Origin of the sequence: Solemya elarraichensis gill symbiont (assembly GCF_002021095.1) — a bacterium.
Taxonomy (GTDB): Bacteria; Pseudomonadota; Gammaproteobacteria; order Chromatiales; family Chromatiaceae.
In genome coordinates this window covers 1-3,982 of the sequence record NZ_MPRK01000161.1, presented here as the reverse complement: position 1 = coordinate 3,982, position 3,982 = coordinate 1, and the positions used below count along the sequence as shown (strand labels likewise).

General features: G+C 50.3%; 6 protein-coding genes. 5 read left to right on the top strand and 1 reads right to left on the bottom strand.

The window, feature by feature from the left end:
• The first annotated feature begins 208 nt into the window (after positions 1–208).
• The 3 genes from dtd to BOW51_RS08090 all read left to right on the top strand — a co-directional run bounded on the left by dtd (position 209) and on the right by BOW51_RS08090 (position 2,165).
• Positions 209–649: a D-aminoacyl-tRNA deacylase gene (gene dtd, locus BOW51_RS08100; protein WP_078477246.1), complete on the top strand. Its 441-nt coding sequence runs from the start codon at positions 209–211 to the stop codon at positions 647–649.
• An 88-nt stretch (positions 650–737) separates the two neighbouring features.
• A complete protein-coding gene (locus BOW51_RS08095) occupies positions 738–1,358 on the top strand; it encodes a thiol:disulfide interchange protein DsbA/DsbL (protein WP_078477245.1) in 621 nt (206 codons plus the stop codon).
• 21 nt (positions 1,359–1,379) lie between these two features.
• Positions 1,380–2,165: an endonuclease/exonuclease/phosphatase family protein gene (locus BOW51_RS08090; protein WP_245828627.1), complete on the top strand. Its 786-nt coding sequence runs from the start codon at positions 1,380–1,382 to the stop codon at positions 2,163–2,165.
• A gap of 36 nt (positions 2,166–2,201) precedes the next feature.
• Here the strand turns inward: BOW51_RS08090 and BOW51_RS08085 are convergent, their stop codons facing one another.
• A complete protein-coding gene (locus tag BOW51_RS08085; protein WP_078477243.1) occupies positions 2,202–2,753 on the bottom strand; it encodes an eL43 family ribosomal protein in 552 nt (183 codons plus the stop codon).
• Positions 2,754–2,836: 83 nt separating this feature from the next.
• Between BOW51_RS08085 and BOW51_RS08080 the strand changes: the two genes are divergently transcribed.
• Positions 2,837–3,700: a metal ABC transporter solute-binding protein, Zn/Mn family gene (locus tag BOW51_RS08080; RefSeq protein WP_078477242.1), complete on the top strand. Its 864-nt coding sequence runs from the start codon at positions 2,837–2,839 to the stop codon at positions 3,698–3,700.
• On the top strand, positions 3,700–3,982 hold a 283-nt coding region (locus BOW51_RS08075; RefSeq protein ID WP_135568153.1), incomplete at its 3' end, for an ATP-binding cassette domain-containing protein. The genes BOW51_RS08080 and BOW51_RS08075, both read left to right, overlap by 1 nt.

Below are 3,982 nucleotides of genomic sequence, written 5' to 3'. Positions count from 1 at the left end.
CGCAGGGCGTCCGGGGCAATAAAGGCTGTCGAAGATCGAGTGTAAAAGGGCGACTTGGATGTCCCGTTTTACATCACGAGATCAAAGACACGCTTGAATATGGTCGTTTTCTGAAAATTTTGTAGGAAAATTCCTACACGATGTGCAAATTGGTGCTGTGACGAATTTTTAGCGGTTGATTAAATATGGTGATGGCAGGTCGTTTAGTATGATTGGGTTGGCGCAGAGAGTAACCAGTGCATCTGTCGATGTTGATGGTGATCGTATTGCTGAAATCGGCACCGGCATGCTGGTGCTTGTCGGAGTGACTCGCAGCGATACGCAACAGAGCGCTGACAAACTCGCATATCGCCTGTGTAATTACCGCATTTTCAATGATTCGGATGGTAAGATGAATCTCAGTGTTAATGACACGCAGGGTGGAATTCTGCTGGTTCCCCAATTTACCCTTGCTGCAGAAACGCACAAGGGTATGCGGCCGGGTTTTAGCCGGGGTGCACCGCCACAGGATGCACAACGGCTATTTGATTATCTTGTTGCCAGGGTTAGAACAGATTACAGTGGCGACATCGGTTGTGGTCGCTTTGGTGCCGATATGCAGGTTGCGTTGGTCAATGATGGACCGGTAACCTTCTGGCTTGAAACATGAATGAGCGCCTTAACATGTGGAACTGATGTGCTGCGCCCGTGTCTTAACTGTCATGATTTTTCAATTTAATTAGTTGGACGACAATTCCATGAAAAAAATACTAATAGCTTTTCTTTTACTGATTTCACCTGTAGCAATGGCTGTACAGCCAGTTGAAGGGATTAATTACTCGGTCATAGGTGTGGACTCTCCGGGCAAGGAGAAAATCCAGGTTGTCGAGTTTTTCTGGTACGCCTGCCCCCATTGTTATGCTTTTGAGCCCGCCGTAAAAGAGTGGCTGAAGACCAAGGCGGATGACGTCGAATTTGTCCGCTATCCGGCAACCTTCAATCGACCCAATGTGCAAATGCATGCCAAGACTTTCTTTGCTCTTGAACAGATGGGCAAGCCGGAACTGCATGATGCGATAATGAGCGCGATGCATGACAGAAAGCAGCGCATCAATACGCAGGATGCGATGGACCAGTTTCTCGCATCACATGGTGTTGATCTGACTGCCTATCACGACATGATGGATTCTTTTGTTGTGAACCTGAAAATGCAGGAAGCAGTCAAGTTGGCGAAAGAGTACCAGATAATAGGTGTTCCGGCGCTGATCGTCGATGGTCAGTACAAGGTAGAGAAAGCCTATTCCTGGGCTGAGAAGTTCCAAATCGCCGACTACCTTGTTGCCAGGTTACGTGCCGAGCGTGCCTCTGCGGCGAAATAATTATCTATGAAGGAAGAGGCCGTGTCTGAATCTTCAGTAGCCGGAGAGCAGCGTATCCGGCTGTTGAGCTACAACATTCAGAGCGGCCTTCAGACTGCCAGCCCGCGGGAATATATAACCAAAGGGTGGCAGCATTTCTTTCCTCATCCTGAAAAACAGGAAAATCTCGACCTGATCTCAAAGCTGGTCGTTGATTTTGATATTGTCGGTTTGCAGGAAGTCGATGCGGGCAGCCTGCGCTCTTCGTTTCTCGACCAGACTGCCTATCTTGCACATCGTGCCGATTTCCCCTACTGGAACTGGCAGGTGAATCGAAATGTCGGTCCGCTTGCACAATACAGCAACGGATTTCTGAGCCGTATCCGCCCGATGGAGACGCATACCTACAGTTTGCCCGGCCTGCCGGGAAGAGGTGCGATCCTGGTTGATTACGGTGAGGGCGATGAACTCTTCTCGGTTGTTTTTCTGCACCTCGCGCTGGGCCGGCAAGGGCGACTACGCCAGTTGTCCTTTGTTTCCGAACTGATAGCGTCTCGCAAGCATATTGCCGTGATGGGTGACCTTAACTGTCCCACTGATTCCAGCCTGCTGGTCGATTTCATGGAAAACAATGGCCTCAAAGATGCAACCTGCGGAGCACCAACCTATCCGTCGTGGCAGCCAGTACGAAAGATTGACCATATTTTTCTGTCTGAATCACTCGATACGGACACGCCGCATGTTATCGATTTTCCGTTATCGGATCATCTCCCGGTGTCTGTTGATGTGGTTTTGCCTTTCAAACTTAGTGAAGAAATCCCCGAGTAATCTCTCAAAGGGCGATATCGTCCATCAGCTGTACACCTATAAAACCTGATCATGCAGGTGGAAATAGCGCCAAGCGCTGCTGGTGATCTTCTCAAGCTGTTTTATCAGTGAATCGACAGGCTGGGCTTCACCCGGGTAGATCGAGTGAATTTCAACAAAGCAGACCGCAACACCGGAATCGTTGCGCCAGCGTAACTCTTCAAGACGTTTGTGCAGAGTAGCGCAGTGGCGACATCTCCAGATGCCTGCACCTGCATCAAACTCTTTCCATGTCTGCACCACTGGTTTGCCACAGCTGCGGCAGCGGCAGGGGCGTGAATGGTTGCTGTAGAGCAGTTGTGGAGCTTCTGCCTGACGCAGCGAAATATGGCAGTAATCATGGTCATCTTCTGAGTCAGGCTCAAGACGAATATGTGGGGAGCAGCCCATGAAAGTCAGCAGTTGCAGAAACTGTTCGCCAACCATCCAGCTCTGCTCGTCGATGGCGTCGCCTGTGAAGCCGATTCTGTGTAGTGTTGCGTACAGAGTTTCGAGGTCAGGCAGCAGCTCAGTTTCAAGCGGGTGAAGTAGCAGGGAGCCTTTTTTCATCGTTCAGTCTAAAGTGTGAGGGTATCGCGCGGAGGCGAGATAGTTATGTTATATTGTAACATTATTGCATTTACCACCTGTTCATGAAAAAGAATCGTATCACGCTTGCACTGCTGTTGTTGCTGCTCTCAGCACCTCTTAGTGCCGCATCTTTAAAGCTCTTCGCAAGCGTATTGCCAATCGCTTCGCTCGTCTCGCTGGTTGGCGGAGAGCGGATTAGTGTTGAGGCACTGGTGACTGCTGGTCATGACCCGATTACTTACGACCCGCAACCTTCACAGTTACAGCGACTTGGTGAGGCTGATCTCTATTTCACCAGCGGCCTGCCTTTCGAGAGAGTCTGGATGGGTAAGATTCGTGCGCTGAATCCGGATATGAAGGTCATCGATTTGCGTCATGATCTGCCCGTCAATGCTGAAGCTGGCACTGAATCTGATCATCACGAATCCCATGAGCATGACCACAAGGGTGGTGACCCGCACGTGTGGACATCGCCGGCAAACATCGATGCGATTCTTGCCCTGATAGCAGAGGAGTTGACGTCAAGTGATCCGCATGGTGCTGACTATTACCAGGGCAATTTACAGGCGGCACAGCAGCATTTTAAGCAGGTAGACCAGCGCGCTGTCGAGGTAATGTCTGATATCGAACAACGATACTTTCTTGTCTTTCATCCTGCCTGGGGCTATCTCGCAAGCCAGTATGGACTGGTGCAGATCGTCATCGAGAAGGATGGCAAGGAGCCGGGCCCAAGGCGTCTTGGTGAATTGATAGAAATGGCTAAACAGAAAGGCATTGGCAAGATTATTGTGCAGCCACAATTCGATCGGCGTATTGCAAGCGTGATTGCCGAAGCGATTGGCGCGCAACTGGTGGTACTTGATCCATTGTCTAATGATCTGGAGCAGTCGCTGAACAGTTTTATCGATGCCATGCAGGAGCAGTAATGAGCACAAGCATGATTGAAATCGACAATGTCAGCTTCTCATTCGGTGAGATCCCGGTGTTGCGTGATGTTTCTCTGAATGTCGAGGCAGGCGAGTTTATCGGCCTGGTCGGCCCCAATGGTGGTGGTAAAAGTACCCTTGTCAGGCTCATTGCAGGTCTTATTGAACCTGACATTGGGAAGGTCAAGGTGCTTGGGAAAGCGCCGCGGCATTCACGCTCTGCTATTGGATACGTGCCGCAATACCCGGCATTCGCTCGAGATTTTCCCATCACAGTCGAGC